This is a genomic window from Rhodanobacter terrae (genome assembly GCF_042657005.1).
Taxonomy (GTDB): Bacteria; Pseudomonadota; Gammaproteobacteria; order Xanthomonadales; family Rhodanobacteraceae; genus Rhodanobacter; species Rhodanobacter terrae.
The window spans coordinates 251,375-269,644 of the sequence record NZ_JBHSNG010000002.1 but is presented as its reverse complement, the minus strand read 5'-3'; the positions used below and the strand labels follow the sequence as shown (position 1 = coordinate 269,644).

Below are 18,270 nucleotides of genomic sequence, written 5' to 3'. Positions count from 1 at the left end.
GCCGTGCTGGAAATTAGGCATTTTAGCTGCAGAAGCGTCCCGCTGCGAGATGGCAACGGAGAATTCTCTGGTTTTGGTTCATTTCCGATGTTGCCGCGATGGATGAAACGGCGGCGGGGCGCCTGATAGCATGCCTGAATGAACAACCCCATCCCCGCCCGTCTCGCTGCCCTGCGCGCAGCCATGCAGCTGCATGGCGTCGCCGCCGTCATGGTCCCCAGTGCCGATCCGCACCTGTCCGAATACCTTCCCGAGCACTGGCAGGCACGGGCCTGGCTGTCCGGCTTCACCGGCTCGGCCGGCACTTTGATCGTCAGCCGCGAGCACGCCGGGCTGTGGACCGATTCGCGCTATTTCTCGCAGGCCGAGCAGCAGCTGGCCGGCAGCGGCGTCACCTTGATGAAGCAGCGCGTCGCGCATGCGGCCGAGCATCTGGAATGGCTGCTGCAGCACCTGCACGAAGGCGACGTGCTGGCCGTGGCCGGCGACAGCCTGGCGCTGACCACCCAGCGGCAGATCGAGCGCAGACTCGCCGAGACCGGCGCCAGCCTGCGTACCGATCTCGACTTGCCCGGCGCCGTCTGGGCTGACCGTCCCGCGCTGCCGCAGGCCCCGGTGGTCGCCCACGATCCCGCCTATGCCGGCGTCTCGCGCGCCGACAAGTTCGCCCGCCTGCGCAAGGCGATGCACAAGCTCGGCGCCACTCATCATCTGCTGTCCAGCCTCGACGACATTGCCTGGCTGACCAACTTGCGCGGCAGCGATGTCGAGTGCAATCCGGTATTTCTCGCCCATCTGCTGGTGCAGGCGGACGGTCGCGCCATCTTGTTCGTCAACCGGGCCAAGCTCAGCGACGCACTGGTCGCGTCGCTGGCCACCGACGGCATCGGCATCGCCGACTACGCCTCGGTCACCTCGACCCTGCACGAACTCGGCGCCGCCGACCGCCTGCTGCTGGACAGCGGGCGGGTGGTCAGCGCTATCGCCGCGGCGATCGCTCCGGCAGTCCACCGGATAGAGGCGGCCAACCCGAGTACCGCGTTCAAGGCGATCAAGAACGCGGCCGAGCTTGCTCATATCCGCGAGGTGATGCGCCGCGACGGCGCCGCACTGGTGCGCGGATTCCGCCGGCTGGAACAGCGTCTCGCCGCCGGCATGACGTTGACGGAACTGGATGTCGATACCTTGCTGTACGAGGAACGCTCGGCCCAGCCCGGCTACGTCGGCGAGAGTTTCGCCACCATCGCCGGCTACCAGGCGAACGGCGCGCTGCCGCATTACCGCGCCACGCCGGAATCCCACAGCGCCTTGCAGGCCAGGGGACTGCTGCTGATCGATTCGGGCGGCCAGTATCAGGGCGGTACCACCGACATCACCCGCGTGCTGGCGCTGGGCGAGACCACGTCGGAGCAGCGCCGCGACGCGACGCTGGTGATGAAAGGCATGATCGCGCTGTCCCGCGCTCGCTTTCCCAAAGGGGCCAGCGGTCCGCAACTGGATGCGCTGGCGCGCGCGCCGCTATGGGCTTCGGGCATGGATTACGGCCACGGCACCGGACATGGCGTGGGCTATTTCCTCAATGTGCACGAAGGCCCGCACGGCATCCGGCCGCCGGTCGCCGGGGGTGCCCTGGTGGCGCTGGAGCCGGGCATGATCAGCTCGATCGAGCCGGGCCTGTACAAACCCGGCCGGCATGGCATCCGCCACGAGAACCTGGCGGTGGTGGTCGAGGCCGAGCAGACCGAGTTCGGGGAGTTCCATGCGTTCGAGACCCTCACGTTGTGTCCGTTCGATCGCCGCGCGCTGGAGCCCAGCCTGCTCAATCCGGAAGAGCGTGCCTGGCTCGACGACTACCACGCCGGCGTGCGCGCCGCGCTCAGCCCGTTGCTTGAAGATGCCGACCTGGAATGGCTGAACCGCCACTGCGCACCGCTCTGAGCGAAGGCTCCCGCAGCCGCGGAAATTACAGGTGCGCCTGATCAGTTGCGCCTGGGTGGCACCAGTCTCAGCCTGGCCGGAGCCAACGGCTGGTTCGGGCACAAGAGATGCTGGATCTCGTTGGCCTTGAGCGGGTACGAGTACAGATAGCCCTGCCCTTCGACGCAACCGGCGCGCAGCAGGAACTCGTGCTGCGCCTCGGTTTCGATGCCCTCGGCAATCGTGATCAGGCCCAGGCTCTTCGACATCGCCAGCATCGCCTCGGTGATGGCGGCGTCGTTCGCATTGCCCGGCAGGCCGGTGACAAAGGAACGGTCGATCTTCAGATAGGCCACCGCCGGCAGCTTGAGGTAGGACATCGAGGAGTAGCCGGTACCGAAATCGTCGATCGCCACGTCGATGCCCAGCGTGTGCAGGGTCCGCATGGTGCGTTCGGTGTCGTCGCCAAGCCGCAGCATGGCGCTTTCGGTGATCTCCAGCAGCAGGCGTTGCGCGGACAACTGGCGGGACTGCAGGGCCCGACTGACGCCTTCGACGAAAGCCGGGTGGCTGAACCAGCGCGCCGAAACGTTGACCGCCACCCGGATCGGCGGTACCCCGGCCAGATTCCACGCCTCGATCTGCGCGCAGGTCGCCTGCATCACCCACTCGTCGATGCGCCGGATCAGGCCCAGACTTTCCGCCACCGGAATGAACTCCCCCGGCAACACCTCGCCGCGCTCGGGATGCTGCCAGCGCAACAGCGCCTCCACTGCCACGATGCGTCCGGAGCGCAGCTCGACGCTGGGCTGGAACACCAACTGGAACTCGTTGCGCGCCAGAGCCTGGCGCAGCTCGGTCGCCAGTTGCATGCGCCGGCGGGTATCGGCATGCATGATCGGCGTGTAGAAGCGGAACGTGTTGCGCTCCTCGGTTTTCGCCGTATACATGGCCGCATCGGCGTTCGCGATCAGCGCTGCGGCGCTGTCGCCGTCCAGCGGATAGCCGGCCACGCCGATGCTGGCGCTGAGCACAATCTCGTAGTCGTCCACCAGTACCGGGTCGGCAAGTGCGGTCAGCAGGCGGCTGACGATCATCCTGGCGTCCTCGCGCAGGCCCAGACGCGGGATCAACACGGTGAATTCGTCGCCACCGATGCGTCCGGCCACGTCGCCATCGGACAGCTGGCGGCGAATGCGTTCGCCCACCTTGACCAGCAGGCGATCGCCGATCGCGTGGCTGTAGCTGTCGTTGACGATCTTGAACGCGTCCAGGTCGATGAACAGCACCACCGCCGCCAGCCGTTCGCGCTCGGCCACCGCGATGGCTTCGCTGCAGCACCGCTCGAACTCGGCCCGGTTGACCAGCCCGGTCAGCGGATCGTGCCGCGCCAGATGCTCCAGCCGGCGCTGGTTGGCTTTCGCTTCATGCACGTCGGTGAATACCGCGACGTAATAGAGCACCTGGTTGTCCGCATTGCGGATCGTGCTGATGCTCAGGTGTTCGGGGTAGCTGCTGCCGTCGTTGCGGGTGGTCTGCACCTCGCCGAGCCAATTGTGACCGGCGGCCACGCCTTCCCAGATCGACTGCGGCAAAGGCTTGCCGTCGGGCATGCGGCGATTGTCGTCCAGGCGCTTGCCCAGCAGCGACTGGCTGGTGAAACCGGTGAGGTCGACGTGGGCGGCATTGGTCGAAATCACGCGGCGATCGGCATCGGCGATGATCACGCCCTCGGCGATGCTTGCCAGCGCCTCGGCCGCCACGCGGCGCTCCTGTTCCATCGCCAGCCGCTCGGAAATATCGCGAATGATCGCCTGGCGCACCGGCCGGCTGCCCCAATTGGCAAGACTGCTCTGGGTCTCGATCGGCCGTTTGCTGCCATCGGCGCCCAGCAACGCGTTGGTGGCGGCCCGCCCGGCCTGCTGTCCGGAAAGCGATTGCGCGAACAGGTGCACGAAACGGTCGCCGATTAGTTCATCCGCCGGCCGCCCCGTCCATACCGATGCCGTCTGGTTGACATCCAGGATCCGTCCGCTGGTTTCATCGACCATGACGATCGCATCGGCAGCACTGTCGAACAGCAGGCGATAGCGTTCCTCGGTGCCGCGCACGCTGGCAAGAATCCGGCGCGCCATGCCCAGCCACAACAAGGCGGCGAAGGCGGCCGCCGCCAGTACGCAACCGAAAAGCACTTGACCGATCCAGGCGGCGCCGTCGGCTACCGCCCGTGAAAACAATTTGCTGCGCGGTTCGATATAGCTGTTGATGGCGCCGATGCGCTCACGCTGCAGGGCGATCTCCGCGTCGCTGATTTTGCCTGTGGCGTAGCCGGCCTCCAGCGAGGAGGCTATGACATCGAGTTCCGCGATGGAACTGTCGGTGGAGCGCCAGGCCTGCAAGGCATCGCGCATATAGGGCGCGTCCGCGAAATGACGCAGGATGAAGATCACGCCGGGGATCGCCACCGTGACCGTCTTGCTCCGCCGCAGGGCGCCCACCACCGCGTCGTAATCGTAATTCGCCAAGGCAGTCTGATCACGCGCCCAACGGTCAGCCATCAGGACGCCGTAGTTAAGCCTGTAGTTGGCCAGGTCGGCGACATTGCCCTTGCCGGCATAGGCATCCAGAGCGATCACGCTCTGCTTCTGTGCCTTGGACCAGATGCTCTCGCCGTTGAGAAACCCGGCGAGAGCGATTTGAACCTGCAATGCTCCCCAAGTCAGTGCCAGGATCAGCCCGACCATCCCCACCAGCGCATATGCCAGAGGCATCAAGCGCCGGGACAACGGCCGTTGCAAAGTGATCGTGGAAGTGCGCATTGCGTCCCTTGTTTCGCGATGGGCGAATCAACGTCTGGGCATTGCATTAAACGCGCAACCAGTTACCTCAGGCGGCTGCGCTGTTCAGCACCTCCGGCAAACGGTGCGGCTCGACGCAGCGATCAGCAAGAATCCGCATGCTGGCATAGCTGCGCTTTATGCACTCACCGATATGTGCCACTTCATCGGCTGCAGGTTCCATACCCATTATTGTACAGACTATCTCCAAAGCCTCCCACGGATGTGTGTCATCGTACGCAGCGTGAAGCTGAAGCCAGCGCAGGGTTCCCACCCGGGTCTTGAGCGGGAAACTTTCCGCGTAGCTCTTGCTCTCGAACAACAGTTGCGACCATTCGCCGGTCGCCCCCTCGACCGCGTAATTGGTAGCGGCGATGCTTGCGGCAAGTGTGTCGCGGCCGCTGACATCTTCGCACCAGTTCGCCAGCACCTCGGTGCCGTGCGGGGAAACCCCCTCCAGCAATTCTTCGCGAGGAACCCCCGCCCCCTCTGCCCAGTTGAGCCAGTACTCCGCATGATTCTGCTCCACACGAATGTTGCGCACCAGCCAGCGACGCGCAAGGTTGTCGCCGGGGCTGCGGCCGAAGCGTGTTTTCAGCAGGCTCTTGGCCATATATGCAGGAAAGCGCTCGATCACCGGCCATATCCCCACCATGAAATTGGCGGTACCAAACCTGCCGAGTGTCCCGTCACTCATCTTCCCCCATAGAGGATGCGTGACCACGCTCCGCTTGGTGCTTTCGCAATCGGCGACCATGTCCTGCGCCCATTGTGGGTAGCTGGTCAGTTCGGTCAGCGGACCGGTGCGTTCGAAATGGGTGTTCATAGCTTTCTCCTCAGAGTTGCACAGTTGGTTGGTGTTTCAATTTGCCGGCCCAGGAGAAGCCTGAGCCGGCCCTACTCCGGCATCGCCGTGATGCCGAAAACCCTGAACTGCCGCCCGCCGACACGTCGCCTGCCACCCCTGCGCGTGCTGTGTGGACGATCCCGGTGGGCTTCACCGCGCTCGCCATGGTTGGCCAAACCTCTGTTCGTTTCCGATGCAGCGTACCCCCGCCACGGCAACCGGACGAACGGCCGACCCAGGTTCCCTGGTCCGGCCTGCAGCCCGTTGTCGGCCACCGTGCGCATCGGTCGCTCCGCCTCGCTCACGGCAAAGCCCGGCAGCACATCGCCGCGCGTGCCGAGGCAGGCAATATCCGGTGCAAGCATGCGGCGCTGGAATACGTCGAACGCATCCTCGGCGACGGAACGCCAGACAGACTCACCCGGTTCCTGCAGGTCGAACGAAAGGATGGCGAAGTCGGAGTGTCTTCGAGGATGACCTACGCTTCGCGCAGGGACCACGATTGCATCAACGAACCGGCGATCGTCGACTCCGCCTCACCGCCTTGTTGGGCAAGAAGTCGTGCCGTTCGACGGCGAGCCGATGTTCTTGGCGGCTTCAAGACACTCGTCGCGTTGTAGTGCGGGCCTCATCCCGACATCGACGGCTCATCGCCCGGGCGCAACAAGTGCCAGCCAGGCCGGCACCGCGGATCGTGACCATCCTTGGTCCCAGCGCCTGGCGGATGTCCAGGATCACCTCGTCTTGTGGCCGGCGGCCATATCGGCCAGCCTGGCTATGGTGTTCATGTTGCGTGCCGTGCCCGATTTCGCAACCGGAATCTTCAACCGCGAGTCGGCCATGCCGTCGCCGTAGTGCACGTAGATCTCGCGCCGGCCCAGTGCAAGCCGTTCATGCTTCGCACCGCTGACATCGTGCAGAGCCGTCGCCGGCGGCGGCGTGTCCAGGAAAATCGCCACCGTGCGGTTGGCCGGCGCTTCGGCAAACGGGTTGGCCGCCAGCACCGCGGCCATTTCGGCCGCGCTGCGCACCAGCACGCCGACCGGTTTTCCGGCGTAATCCTGCAGCCGCCGCTCGATCTCCCGCTTCACCGCCTTCTCGGCGAGCTTGCTGGAAAACACCACGTTGCCGCTGGCGATGTAGGTGTGCACGGCTTCGAAGCCGGCCGCCTCGCACATCGCCTTGAGTTCACTCATCGGCAGCTTCCCGGTGCCGCCCACGTTGACGGCGCGCAACAGCGCCACATAGCTGGTCATCGCACACTCCTCGCACAGTCATGCGCAGCTGCTGCAGGTGCGCCGCCGCTCCGCCGTCATCCCGCCATGGCGTCGAGCGTTGAAGCACTTCGCGTTCGCGATGACGGATACCCCGCTTCGCGCCCCAACGGAGTTTCTCATGCAAGCATCGACTGCAGCAAAGTGCGTCGCCGCCCTCCTGATGGGGGTGCTAACGGCACTGCCCAGGCATGTGGCCGCCCAGTCCCTGCGCGAGCGGCTCGCTCAGGGTCGCGCCGCCGCAAGCCATGCCACGGCGTTGCCGGAAGGCGCGCGAGTCGAACGCGACATCGCCTACAGGCCCGATCCGGCACAGCGCATGGACGTCTATCTGCCGCCGCATGCCGAGCATGCCCCGGTCATCTTCATGGTCCACGGTGGCGGCTGGATGTTTGGGGACAAGGATTCGAGCGGTGTGGTCGACAACAAGGCAGCGCACTGGCTGCCGGCCGGCTACATCGTGATGTCGATCGACTACCGCCTGTCGCCATCGGCCAATCCGCTCGAACAGGCCGACGACGTCGCCAGGGCGCTGGCCTTTGCCCAGAGCAAGGCCAGCCGCTGGGGCGCGGACCCGGCCCGGTTCGTACTGATCGGGCATTCCGCCGGTGCCCATCTGGTGTCGCTGCTGAGCGCCGATCCCGGCATCGCGACCCATCAGGGGGCCCGGCCGTGGCTGGGGACGGTGTCGCTGGACAGCGCCGCGTACGACGTCGTCGAGCTCATGCAGTCGCATCACCTGCGTCTCTACGACCGCGTGTTCCATGCCGATCGGGATCTGTGGCGCGCAGCCTCGCCGACCCTGCGCTTGAAGCGCGCTTCGATACCGATGCTGCTGGTCTGCTCGAGCCGGCGCAGCGATTCCTGTCCCCAGACCGATGCATTCGCCGCCAAGGCCATCGCGCTGGGTGGCCGGGCCACTGTCCTGCCGGTCGACAAGACGCATAGGGAAATCAACCAGCAGCTAGGCACACCCGGCGGCTACACCGATGCCGTCGATTCGTTTCTGCGCACGATCGGGTTGAAATAGCTGCGAGATGCCTAATCAGGAAGCGCAGGTGCAGCAGAGCAGGCGCTGCCCCTGCTAGTGTTGCCTGATTCGCGCGGTGCCCGACGGACCATTCGTGGCACCCGAGGCTCGTTGCCCGACGCCCCGGCAAGGTGGCTGCAGCGGGTACCTCTGCGGGTACATCTGAAAGGGGAAACCGATGCTGGCACGCGTCACGAAAAACCTGCTCCGACTGACCCACGCCGACAGTGTGGCTCGCCTGCTGCCGACGGCGACGCTGATCGCGCTGTGCCTGGCCGCAGCCGCACAGGCACGCACGCCCGACGAAGCGCGCTGGCAACATGAAGCGCAGGCGGTCACCATCACCCGCGACGACTGGGGCATCGCGCACGTGCACGGCAAGACCGACGCCGATGCAGTGTTCGGCATGGCGTATGCACAGGCCGAGGACGACTTCAACCGCGTCGAGACGAACTACCTCGATTCGATGGGCCGGCTCGCCGAGACGGAAGGCGAACCGGCGATCTGGCAGGATCTGCGGCAGAAACTGTTCATCGATCCGGTCGTACTGAAGTCGCTCTACGCGAAAAGTCCGGCCTGGCTGCAGGCGCTGATGACCAGTTGGGCCGATGGCCTGAACTACTACCTCGCCAAGCATCCCGACGTGCATCCGCGGGTCATCACGCATTTCGAACCGTGGATGGCGCTGAGTTTTTCCGAAGGCAGCATCGGTGGCGATATCGAACGCGTTTCGCTGGATCGGCTCGAAGCGTTCTACGGCCACGATCGCCGGGCGCTCGCCCGCGTCGAGCCGCCGTCGAGCTGGCAGGAGCCGACCGGATCGAACGGCATCGCGATCGCGCCGAAGCTGACCGCCGACGGCCACGCCCTGCTGCTTATCAATCCGCACACGTCGTTCTTTTTCCGCTCGGAACTGCAGATGACCAGCGACGCCGGGCTCGACGCCTACGGTGCGGTTACCTGGGGCCAGTTCTTCATCTACCAGGGCTTCAACCACCATATCGGCTGGATGCACACCTCCACCGGCCTCGATGCCGTCGACGAGTTCGCCGAGACGATCGTGCACAAGGACGGCAAGCTGTTCTATCGCTACGGCAAAGAGCTGCGGCCGGTCGCCACGCGTACCGTCAACGTGTCGTATCGCGCGAAGGACGGCTCGATGGCCTTGCGCAGCTTCACCGTCTATGCCACGCACCACGGCCCGATCGTGCGCGAGAAAGACGGCAAGTGGATCGCGATGGCGCTGATGAACAAGCCGATGGAAGCGCTTGAGCAGAGCTGGCTGCGCACCAAGGCCAGCGATTACGCCAGCTACATGAAGGTCGCCGAGCTGAAGGCGAACTCGTCGAACAACACCTTGTTCGCCGACGACAAGGGCGAGATCGCCTATCTGCATCCGCAGTTCATCCCGAAACGCGACGACCGCTTCGATTACACCAAGCCCGTCGACGGCAGCGACCCGGCTACCGACTGGCAGGGCCTGCTGCCGCTGGACAAGGGCCCGCACCTGCTCAACCCGCCGAACGGCTGGGTCATGAACACCAACGACTGGCCGTATTCCGCCGCCGGCCCGTACAGCCCGAAGCGGGCGGACTACCCGCGCTACATGGACACCTTCGGCGAGAATCCTCGCGGCATCCACGCCACCCGCCTGCTCACCGGCGCGCGCGATGTCAGCATGGCTTCGCTGATCACCATGGCGTTCGATTCGTACCTGCCGGCATTCGCGCGGCAACTGCCGATCCTGATCGCCGACTACGACGCACTGCCCGCCGACGATCCGCTCAGGCCCAGGCTGAAAGGCCAGATCGCGATGCTGCGCGACTGGGACTATCGCTGGGGCATCGCCTCGATGCCGACTTCGCTCGCCGTCTTCTGGGGCGACACGTTGTGGGACGAGGTCGACAAGGCCGATACCGCCGAAGGCCTGTCGATCTACGACGTCATGGCCGAGAAAGCCGGTGCGAAGGCACGCCTGGGTGCACTGGTCGAAGCCTCCGACCGGTTGACCAAGGACTTCGGCAGCTGGGGCGTGCCGTGGGGCGAAATCAATCGCTTCCAGCGCGTCAACGGCGCCATTGTGCAGCCGTTCGACGACGCCAAGCCCAGCATCCCGGTGCCGTTCACCTCGTCACGCTGGGGCTCGCTCGCGTCATTCGGTGCGCACCGCTGGCCGGGTACCAGGCGCTACTACGGCACCAGCGGCAACAGCTTCGTGGCCGTGGTCGAGTTCGGCGACAAGGTGCGCGCCCGCGCGATCACCGCCGGAGGCGAGAGCGGCCACCCGGAATCAAGTCACTTCAACGACGAGGCCGAACGCTACACCACCGGCAACCTGCGCACGGTCTACTTTTGGCCCGAACAGCTCAAGGGACATACCGAGCGGGTCTATCACCCGGGAGAGTGAGTCCAGGCATCACCCGCTCACGCCAAACAGCATGCCCACGCCGGTGGTGATCGCCATCGCCAGCGCGCCCCAGAACGTGATGCGCATGGCGCCGACGCCCATCTTCGCGCCACCGGCCCATGCCGCCACCGCGCCCAGCACGGCGAGAAACACCAGCGAGGTGATGAACACCAGTGGCAACAGCATGGCGGCTGGCGTCAGCGCCACTACCAGCAGCGGTAGTGCGGAGCCCACCGCGAAGCTCAGTGCGGATGCTCCGGCAGCCTGCAGCGGTTGTGCCTTGAATGCCTCGGTGATGCCGAGCTCGTCGCGCGCGTGGGCATCGAGCGCGTCATGCGCCATCAGTTGCTCGGCCACCTGCTTCGCCAGTGCCGGCTCGAGTCCCCGGCCCACGTAGATCGACGCCAGCTCCTTGTGCTCGCCTTCCACATCGGTCTGCAGTTCGTGGTGTTCACGTTCGAGTTCGGCGTGTTCGCTGTCGGCCTGCGAGTGCACCGACACGTACTCGCCGGCGGCCATCGACATCGACCCGGCCACCAGCCCGGCAATGCCTGCGATCAGGATGTTCTGCCCGCTGGCATGCGCAGCCGCCACGCCCAGCACCAGGCTGGCGGTGGAGACGATGCCGTCGTTCGCGCCCAGCACGGATGCGCGCAACCAGCCCATGCGGCCAGTGCGATGTCTTTCGTAATGATGTCGTGGCACGTGGGCGATCCCTGTGAAAGTCAGGACGTCGGGATGGAACGGGAACCGTGTGTCGTGTCGCGTTCAGAGCATCCGCTTCAGCGCGTTGTCACGGCGGCCGAAGTGATGCCACAACGCAGCCAGAATATGCAGCCCGATCACGTAGTAGAAGATCGTACCGATGTCGCCGTGGATATCCTCCAGCCGATGCGACAGCACCCGATCCGGCACGCTGACGAACGAAGGCAGCAAGGTCAGGCCGAACAGGGTTACCGCCTTGCCTTTGAGCTGCAGCGTGATGATGCCGAGGATAGGCTGGATCAGCAGGAACAGGTACAGCGCCACGTGCGTGATATTGCCCAGCAGCTCGGTCCAGCGTGACGGCGGCGGCGCAATCGGCGGGCGTCCGTTGCGCAGTCGCAGCAGCAGACGCGGCAGTATCAGCAGCAGCACCGCCAGCCCGGCGGTGTAGTGCGCAGCCAATACGTTGGCTCGTGTGGCACTGCCCTTGGGAAACAGCTCGAACAGGTTGATGAAGAGATAAGCCAGCACCATCAGCGCAAATATCGTCCAGTGCATCCGGCGGACGGAAGCTGCGTAGTGGGACGTGGGTTCGATCGACGCCATGAAACATCTCCTGCAGGCGGGAATCATCAAGAATCGAGGATAGGCGTGGCAGATCGTGCGATGCCTGCCAGGGTCACAGCGTGCATTGTGTACGGCTCGGCAGACCGAATGCGGAATGCTTCTCGTCCTAATGACTTGCTGGCGTACGCCTGTGATGCACGATGGCACGGCATCCCGGATATCGCTTGGCGATGCCGGGACGACGGACAACATCGGGACGTCGCTAAATCGATGCCGCGTTACGACCTACGGCAGCCAATACGGCATGGCGTTCGTCGGCGCCTGCCCAGACCCGGCGTAGTAAGCAATCACCAGCAGCGGTTTGCGTTGTGGTGGCCAGATAATTGCGATGTCGTTGGTCTCGCGCTGGGCGCCGCTGCCGGTTTTGTGGCCACGGCCAGCAGCTTGAACGTGCCGCACCTCAGGAAGCGCTCATCGGCGCGATGCACGATGCGGCGCCCGTTGCCGATATCGAGCACGGCCACGCCCAGCCGCCCCCGTGCCGGCGTTCCAATGCCGTCAGCCTCACCTGCGCAGCATTGGAACGCCGGCAGCGGGGGAAAACGTGGGCCGAAGGGCGAGTGCCGAGGTGCCGATCAGGGCGCCTTTGAGCAGGTCTCGACGGTTCATGGGATCACCTTTCGGCAAGCGGCGGAGAGTGGGCGCAATGTGCGCTCACCCTACCCGCCAGCAGGAACTTTTCGTGGCAGGCGATGAGGCAATCCCCGGGCAGCCGCGTCAAGCGCCGGGATCAGTCCCGACCGGGAATCTTCAACCCGCGCTGCACCGCCGGACGGGCCAGCCCGCGCTCGAGCCAGGCGACGACGTTGCGGAAACTGTCGTACGCCACGATGTCGCGCGCTTCGTAGAAGGTAATGAGGTTGTTGACCCAGCCGAGCGTGGCGATGTCGGCGATCGAGTAGTCGTCGCCCATGATCCAGTCGCCGCCATCCAGCCGGGTATCCAGCACGCCGAGCAATCGCTTCGATTCGGCGACATAACGCTCCAGCGGGCGCCTGTCCGCGTACTCCTTGCCGGCGAATTTGTTGAAGAAGCCGACCTGGCCGAACATCGGGCCGATCGACGCCATCTGGAAGAACACCCACTGGATGGTTTCCCAGCGCTGCGCCGGATCGGCCGAAAGGAACTTGCCCGACTTATCCGCCAGGTACATCAGGATCGCGCCCGATTCGAACAGGCCGAGCGGCTGGCCTCCCGGGCCGTCCGGATCGATGATCGCGGGAATCTTGCCGTTCGGATTGAGCGACAGGAACTCCGGCGTATGACTCTCGTTCTTCATGATGTCGACAAGATGCGGCTCATACGCAAGCCCCGTCTCCTCCAGCATGATCGATGCCTTCACTCCATTCGGCGTGTTGAGCGAATAGAGCTGGATACGGTCCGGATGCTGCGCAGGCCAGCGCGTTGCGATCGGAAAGCTGGAAAGATCGGGCATGGGTCGCTCCTGATGACGAGATGGTGAGCGGATCAGATTGTGCTTGCGCGCAGCAAGATCAAGTGAAGCATTGCCGATCCGTTCGTTCTCCCGCTTTGCGGCGCCGCGACCGCCCGCAGCAACATGCTCATCCCAGCAGAAAACCCACAGCATCGACCATGAAGTGCGCCAGCATGTTGGCCCACAGATTGCGCCGCCACAGGTAGAGCAGCGTGAGCAGCGCGCCGGCCGCACCCGCGACCAGCAAGTGGTGCCAGCCCCAGTAGCCGAGATGCTCGAGCGTGAAGACGGCCCACGTGAATACACCCGCCACGCTGCGGCTGCCGGTCAGTTCCTGCACACGCTCGAGCGCATAGCCACGGAACAGAATCTCTTCGGAAACCGCAGCACGCACGACCGACAGGAATCTCAGCCAGAACGGTACCGCCGTCAGGGTCTGCAGCTGTTGTGTCTCGTCCCAGTGCAGCGCCGGAAACACGACGAGATAGATCACGGCCAGCACGGCGACCATCAGTACGCCGGTCGCCAGCGCCGCGAGAATGTCCCTGCCGCCCGGTTTCCGCAGCCCGATGGAAACCAGCGGGCGACGCTCGATCAGCAGCACATACAGCAGGATCGCCGCGACCAGGCCCCAGTAGACCAGCTCGTTGGCCGCCATGTGGCCGACGCTGGCCAGTGCGTGATCCCATGTGCCGAACGGCAGGCTGATACCGCCGAATGCCAGCAGCAATCCCGTGACATGGAGCAGCCACGGCTTCCTCTGCCGGGTCATCACCTGTGCAGTAGTCGACATGAACTCAACCTCGCTTCGTGTTCGATGCTTTCGCGGTTTTCTTCCGGACGACCAGGCGCGCATCGCGTGCCTCGTCGACCAGCCGGATGAACTGCTGGACCGCCTGCGTGGTCCGTTTTCTGTCGCCGGTGCTCATCAGTTCCAGAAACAGCCCATCGAACACGGCGCCCAGCAAGGTGACCATGGCCGGGGTCCGCTCCGTCTCGGGCAACGCCGTCGCGATCAGCTCAGACCAGCTCGATGCATTGCGCTGCAGATATTGCCCGTAGGCGGCGGGATTCTGCACGGCGAGGATCTGCAGCTCGTAGAGCAGCTTCAGGTAGGGATAGTTTTCGTCCGCGATGGCCCAGTCCCAGAACAGTTTCAACGGCCGCTCCGACTGCGCTGCTCGCCGCTCGATCATGCCGCCGAGAGACATCCGCAGACGCGTCTGCATACTGTCCAGCACTTCGGTCAGCAAGCCTTCCTTTGATTCGAAGTGATAGATGAGCAGGCGCGCACTGGTACCCAGCGCATCGGCGAGCGGCCTCAACGAGAGATCGGACAGGCCATGCTCCAACAGGTAGCCGACGAGCTCGTCGGTCAGGATTTCTTTTCGTGTCTGCATGTAACGAACGCTACATGTAACGTTCGTTACATGTCAATCGGTCCGGAGCGGATCGCGAATCTCCTACCTTGGTGTGATGCCATGCAACATCTCGACAAGCAGCTGATCGGCCGCATCCACCCGAACCAGTCCGAGGCGCGGGTATTCGAGATCACGGATGACGAACACCGTCACCGTCAGTGCCACCGCAAACACCATCACCTGCAGCCAGGGCACCCGCCCACCCTCCGCCATGCCATAACCGGCCAGCAGAGCCGACATCAGTGCGAGCAGAAAAAGCATCAGGTCGATCACGGCCGGCGGATGGTTGCGCGTGGCCGCCAGTCGCGTGGTGGTGATGTCGAACATCTCGTTGAGCGCAGACGCCACCAGGCTCAACGCGGCATTGCTGCCCGAGGCCTGCGCCGCCGTGGTGGCCTGCGTCCATATCTGCTGCTGCGTGGCTGCGCTGTCGGCCCACGCCCTGGCCGAGGACGCGGAGCCGGGCATGGCCTGGTAGGTATCCAGCCGCTGCTGCATGTATTTGCGCATCGCCTCGCGCAGCGGTGCCTGCGCCGCTGCCGGCAACAGATCGATGCGCAGGTAGGCTGTGCCGATGGCATTGGCCTCCTGCGTAATCAACTCCCGCCGATGCTCGAACCGGCTTGCGGCGCCGGAAAACGAAAACGCCAGCAGCAGCCCCAGCAAGCCGAACACCGCTCCGCTCAACGTGTTGGCCTCGCCCTTGACGCCGTAGCGCCTGCCCAGCACAAAACCGGCCTGCACGCAGATCAGCAGGCCCAGCAGCAAGGCGATGGAGTACAGCCAGGGATCGATCAGGGGTTGGGACATGGTGGCCTGCGCCATGATGGCGACGTGGAACGGGTTGCGGGATCAAATCACATTTTTGAGCGGCAGGCGAAGATGGCGGGCAACGGCGCGCCGAGCCGATGACCGGAACTCGGTATCTCGGCGAAGAGCCGGAGAACCTAGCCACCGTCGGGCCGGTAGGTCCGCCCGTTCTTGAGCACGAACATGATTTTGCCGGTGTTGCGGATATCCCGCGTCGGATCGGCGGTCAGCACGACGAGGTCGGCGCGCTTGCCGGGCGCGAGCGTGCCGCGTTGCGCCGCCTGCCCCATCGCCGCTGCACTGACTTGCGTGGCGGCCTGGATCGCCTCGATCGGCGTGAAGCCACAATGTTCGACCAGCAACGCCATTTCCGCGTGCACCGATGGCAGCGCGTGCAACTCCGGCCCATGCGCATCGGCGGGCAGCCCCGAACTGTCCGTGCCTACGTCGATCAGCACGCCCTGCCGGTGTGCCAGCTTGGTGACGGCATAGCTCCACGGCACAATGCCGGCGCCCACGTTTTTGGAATGGTGTCGCGCTTCATCGGCAAACGGGAGCAGCGTGGCGTCGAGTATCGTGCCGTGCTGTTTCATCGCCTCGAACAGCGCCAGGATCCGCGGCGCGTCCGGCCGGATATGCGCGAAATCGCCCAGGGCGCGCCCGCGGTAATCATCCGGCACCTTAGGTGCCGCTTCCCACACCAGATACGGGCTGTGCGAAATGGTGTCCACGCCAGCGGCTACCGCATCGCCCGGCGTGGCCGGGAAAATCGTCGCATGCGTCCATACGCGCAGACCCTGGCGATGCGCTTCCGCGGTGATCTTCGCGACCAGGCTCGCGGACAGGTTGGCATACAGCTTGAGCGCGGTCGCACCAGAGCCCTTCGCTTCGGCGACGGCGAGCGGGATATCGGTCGTCGGCGTGATCGCCTGCATCCATGGCGCCTTCCCCAGCGGTTCGCCGGCGGAAGCTTCCTGGGCACGTACGTCTTCGGTGAAGAACGTCGGGCCGGCCATCAGCGCCACGTAGAAAATATCCGGCGATGCCAGGGCATCCGAATTCGCCTGCCCCGCGAGATAGGCAATCAGACGGTCGTCGCCGGCCATGTCTCGAATGGCGGTGACGCCGCCGCGCAACATGGCATGCAGATGGGGTAGGTAATGTGCGAAATCCGGCTCGGCACCGGTCAGATGCACGTGCGCGTCGATCAGGCCCGGAATGACATAGCGTCCGCGCAAGTTCTCCACCCGCGCGCCTTTCGGCACCGGAGAGCTTCTATCGGGGTAGATCCCGGCAATGCGTTCGCCGCGGATATCGAGGGTCATGTTTGCCTGCGCCGGAGCGCCGGTGCCGTCGATGATCGTGGCGTGGATCAGCAGCAGAGGCGGCCCGGCGGCAGGCAGCGGCGCGGCCAGCATCGACAACAGCAGCAGCGCGATGCACTGCATGAAGATACGCGTAGGCATTTAGTCTCTTTCCCCGGCAAATGGCACAAGTAAAAACGGCCGACGCCAGGCATCGGATTGCAGGCTCGCAAAAGGCACGAGGCATCGCACTCGAAAACGGCGATCGCCGTCAGGTGCGCTGTTCATTCGATCAGCGCGCAGCATATCGATTGAACTTGATGATTTTCGGGAACCCGCAAGCTCTGGCCCCTGCCTTGTCTTCGCCATGATGCCTCAACGGACCGATATCGCCGTAGATGCTGGTGACACGCAGCTCGTAGATGAGATGCCTCAGTCCACCGCTGCCCACAAACGCGGCCGTAGCAAACGGCACGCACGCCTCGACCGGTGCCACCGTGCCTGCTGCGCAGCGGCCAGCGAAGTCCAGCCGAACAACAGTGCAAACAGCCAGCGGGCACGGTTTCCATCCTTCGACATGTTCATCTCCCTGGCACGCACCGGAACGGTGGCACCTCAGCGTAATTCAGGGCGCACCTCCGAAGCGACTGCCCGGAGATCTGGCCGGATCAGCTGGCCGAGACCGTCGCTGTCGCCGCGGGCGCGTGGCTGGCAGCGACGCTGGCTGCGGGCGAGGTCAGCATGGCTCCAACTACCAGCACGCAGATCAGCAGGCAGGCACCGAACAGGCTTTGCAGCATCAGGGATTCGAATTTCATGGCAGTTCTCCTCGAGTGGGAAATGAAGCTTTCAAGAGTCGTATGGCAAGCGCCGTGCCAACGACTCCGAAGCCCGCAAAACCGCATTGCCAGGGGATTTCCTGCTTTCCACTCGAAGAAGGCCAGTTGTCCGCGGACAATCGCAAGCGTGTCCGGACAGAACTGGGGGCCGCCGCGTGCCTGCGCCATATTTCAGCTGCGAACAAACTTGCCGGCCATGACGCACGACCGGACCGCCCGGAGCCCTACCGCGCCGGTTTTTTTTCTCGGGGGTCGATTCTCCCGTCTCCCGGATTCAACGCCCGACGACCGCGTCGGCGCGTCCGGGAATCGACCGCAACGTCAGCTGGAGTGATCCAGGATGATCTTCCAGCCGTCGGGAGTCTTCTCCCACAGCAGCGAGAACACGCCGTCGTCCTTGCTGGTCTCGCCATGCGCGGTGCGGTCCAGATGGAAGCGCCCGGTCACCGCGGCGTAGCGCACCTCGCCGTCGGTGCCCGGCAACAGGCGAACGTCGAGGGCGGAGAACGTGAGCCGGCCCATCTGCTCCCGGCTGGCGTAATGCTTGCGGTAGCTGTCGAGAATCGCGCGGTAGCCCTTGCGCACGCTGGTGCCGACGAAGGTGGTGTCGGGCGCGTCCTTGTATCCGCGCATGTATTGCGCGACATCGCCCCGATTCCATGCCGACTGCTGCTGATCCATCACCTGGCGGATGGCGGCCGCGTCATCGGCTGTTGCCGGCATGGTCGAAGCGGCGCGGCCGGGGCCGGTCACCGCAAGCAGAAATCCGAGCAGAAGAGAAAACCGTCGTCCAGCCATTGCGTGCTCCGTCGTGAGG

16 protein-coding genes are annotated in these 18,270 nt (G+C 64.7%); 3 read left to right on the top strand and 13 right to left on the bottom strand.

Annotated elements, in window-relative coordinates; translation table 11 throughout:
* The first annotated feature begins 138 nt into the window (after positions 1–138).
* The gene (locus ACFPPB_RS03200) at positions 139–1,938 is read left to right on the top strand and encodes an aminopeptidase P family N-terminal domain-containing protein (RefSeq protein ID WP_377324333.1); all 1,800 of its coding nucleotides are present in this window, start codon (positions 139–141) and stop codon (positions 1,936–1,938) included.
* 41 nt (positions 1,939–1,979) lie between these two features.
* On the opposite strand, the gene ACFPPB_RS03195 is transcribed toward ACFPPB_RS03200, so the two are convergent.
* The 3 genes from ACFPPB_RS03195 to ACFPPB_RS03185 all read right to left on the bottom strand — a co-directional run bounded on the left by ACFPPB_RS03195 (position 1,980) and on the right by ACFPPB_RS03185 (position 6,857).
* Positions 1,980–4,688 carry a putative bifunctional diguanylate cyclase/phosphodiesterase gene (locus tag ACFPPB_RS03195; RefSeq protein ID WP_377324331.1) on the bottom strand — a complete coding sequence of 903 codons (2,709 nt, stop codon included), beginning with the start codon at positions 4,686–4,688 and terminating at the stop codon, positions 1,980–1,982.
* Positions 4,689–4,803: 115 nt separating this feature from the next.
* Complete coding sequence (locus ACFPPB_RS03190; RefSeq protein ID WP_377324329.1) at positions 4,804–5,580, bottom strand: TenA family transcriptional regulator; 777 nt, start codon at positions 5,578–5,580, stop codon at positions 4,804–4,806.
* 755 nt (positions 5,581–6,335) lie between these two features.
* Complete coding sequence (locus tag ACFPPB_RS03185; protein ID WP_377324327.1) at positions 6,336–6,857, bottom strand: DUF1697 domain-containing protein; 522 nt, start codon at positions 6,855–6,857, stop codon at positions 6,336–6,338.
* A gap of 139 nt (positions 6,858–6,996) precedes the next feature.
* Between ACFPPB_RS03185 and ACFPPB_RS03180 the strand changes: the two genes are divergently transcribed.
* Both ACFPPB_RS03180 and ACFPPB_RS03175 read left to right on the top strand, forming a co-directional pair.
* Positions 6,997–7,905 (top strand): alpha/beta hydrolase, encoded by a 909-nt coding sequence (locus ACFPPB_RS03180; RefSeq protein WP_377324325.1) that lies wholly within the window; start codon positions 6,997–6,999, stop codon positions 7,903–7,905.
* 178 nt (positions 7,906–8,083) lie between these two features.
* Positions 8,084–10,312: a penicillin acylase family protein gene (locus ACFPPB_RS03175; protein ID WP_377324323.1), complete on the top strand. Its 2,229-nt coding sequence runs from the start codon at positions 8,084–8,086 to the stop codon at positions 10,310–10,312.
* A gap of 9 nt (positions 10,313–10,321) precedes the next feature.
* Here the strand turns inward: ACFPPB_RS03175 and ACFPPB_RS03170 are convergent, their stop codons facing one another.
* The 10 genes from ACFPPB_RS03170 to ACFPPB_RS03125 all read right to left on the bottom strand — a co-directional run bounded on the left by ACFPPB_RS03170 (position 10,322) and on the right by ACFPPB_RS03125 (position 18,251).
* Complete coding sequence (locus ACFPPB_RS03170; RefSeq protein WP_465269344.1) at positions 10,322–10,978, bottom strand: VIT1/CCC1 transporter family protein; 657 nt, start codon at positions 10,976–10,978, stop codon at positions 10,322–10,324.
* Between the two features lie 102 nt (positions 10,979–11,080).
* Entirely contained in the window at positions 11,081–11,623 is a 543-nt protein-coding gene (locus ACFPPB_RS03165; RefSeq protein WP_377324319.1) for a cytochrome b, read from the bottom strand.
* A gap of 308 nt (positions 11,624–11,931) precedes the next feature.
* A complete protein-coding gene (locus tag ACFPPB_RS03160) occupies positions 11,932–12,108 on the bottom strand; it encodes a hypothetical protein (protein ID WP_377324317.1) in 177 nt (58 codons plus the stop codon).
* A gap of 266 nt (positions 12,109–12,374) precedes the next feature.
* Positions 12,375–13,079 (bottom strand): glutathione S-transferase N-terminal domain-containing protein, encoded by a 705-nt coding sequence (locus ACFPPB_RS03155; RefSeq protein WP_377324315.1) that lies wholly within the window; start codon positions 13,077–13,079, stop codon positions 12,375–12,377.
* Between the two features lie 127 nt (positions 13,080–13,206).
* Positions 13,207–13,872, bottom strand: a complete 666-nt coding sequence (locus ACFPPB_RS03150) for a CPBP family intramembrane glutamic endopeptidase (RefSeq protein ID WP_377324313.1) — start codon at positions 13,870–13,872, stop codon at positions 13,207–13,209.
* 4 nt (positions 13,873–13,876) lie between these two features.
* Positions 13,877–14,479, bottom strand: a complete 603-nt coding sequence (locus ACFPPB_RS03145) for a TetR family transcriptional regulator (RefSeq protein ID WP_377324311.1) — start codon at positions 14,477–14,479, stop codon at positions 13,877–13,879.
* A gap of 63 nt (positions 14,480–14,542) precedes the next feature.
* Positions 14,543–15,310: a bestrophin-like domain gene (locus tag ACFPPB_RS03140; RefSeq protein ID WP_377324309.1), complete on the bottom strand. Its 768-nt coding sequence runs from the start codon at positions 15,308–15,310 to the stop codon at positions 14,543–14,545.
* A gap of 137 nt (positions 15,311–15,447) precedes the next feature.
* Positions 15,448–16,776 carry an amidohydrolase family protein gene (locus ACFPPB_RS03135; protein WP_377324307.1) on the bottom strand — a complete coding sequence of 443 codons (1,329 nt, stop codon included), beginning with the start codon at positions 16,774–16,776 and terminating at the stop codon, positions 15,448–15,450.
* A gap of 506 nt (positions 16,777–17,282) precedes the next feature.
* Positions 17,283–17,432: a hypothetical protein gene (locus ACFPPB_RS03130; protein WP_377324305.1), complete on the bottom strand. Its 150-nt coding sequence runs from the start codon at positions 17,430–17,432 to the stop codon at positions 17,283–17,285.
* Positions 17,433–17,774: 342 nt separating this feature from the next.
* Positions 17,775–18,251, bottom strand: coding sequence for a YybH family protein (locus tag ACFPPB_RS03125; protein WP_377324303.1), 477 nt, complete (start codon positions 18,249–18,251; stop codon positions 17,775–17,777).
* Between the last annotated feature and the right edge of the window lie 19 nt (positions 18,252–18,270).